Source organism: Blautia sp. AF26-2 (assembly GCF_003460955.1).
Lineage (GTDB): Bacteria > Bacillota > Clostridia > Lachnospirales > Lachnospiraceae > Fusicatenibacter > Fusicatenibacter saccharivorans.
Window position 1 is genome coordinate 1 of record NZ_QTWD01000030.1, and the last position, 529, is coordinate 529.

General features: G+C 39.5%; 1 protein-coding gene. It reads left to right on the forward strand.

Annotation, left to right across the window (positions count from 1 at the left end; all coding sequences use genetic code 11):
* Window positions 1-59 precede the first annotated feature (59 nt).
* Window positions 60-488 (forward strand): IS200/IS605 family transposase, encoded by a 429-nt coding sequence (tnpA, locus tag DWY63_RS17850; protein WP_055226077.1) that lies wholly within the window; start codon window positions 60-62, stop codon window positions 486-488.
* Window positions 489-529 lie beyond the last annotated feature (41 nt).

Consider the following 529-nt stretch of genomic DNA (forward strand, 5'->3'; position numbering starts at 1 on the left):
CTGTGATAGAATGAGAATGGTGTCGCAAGCCAAACTCAAAATCAAAGGAGGCGGTCCAAATGGACAATAAAAGTTTATCACATACTCGTTGGAAATGCCAGTATCACATTGTGTTTATTCCTAAATACCGAAAGAAGGTATTGTATGGGAGAATACGCAGAGATGTCCGAGAGATAATAGCAACTTTATGCCAGTATAAAAATGTAGAGATAATTGCAGGAGCGGTATGTATAGATCATGTACATTTAAGCGTAGCAATTCCACCAAAACTCAGAGTATCAGATTTTATGGGGTATCTGAAAGGAAAAAGCACATTAATGATTTATGACAGGCATCCTGAGTTGCAAAGTAAATGGGATAAAGCGTTTTGGGCTAGAGGATATTATGTTGAAACGATTGGCAATATAACAGATGAAGCAGTTCAAAAGTATATAAAAGAGCAAGCAGAAGAATCGAGACGAGAAGATTCGAGTAGTACCGCTTTATAGCGGGCCAGCAAAAGTGCTTGCGATACCGCCCTTTGGGGCGA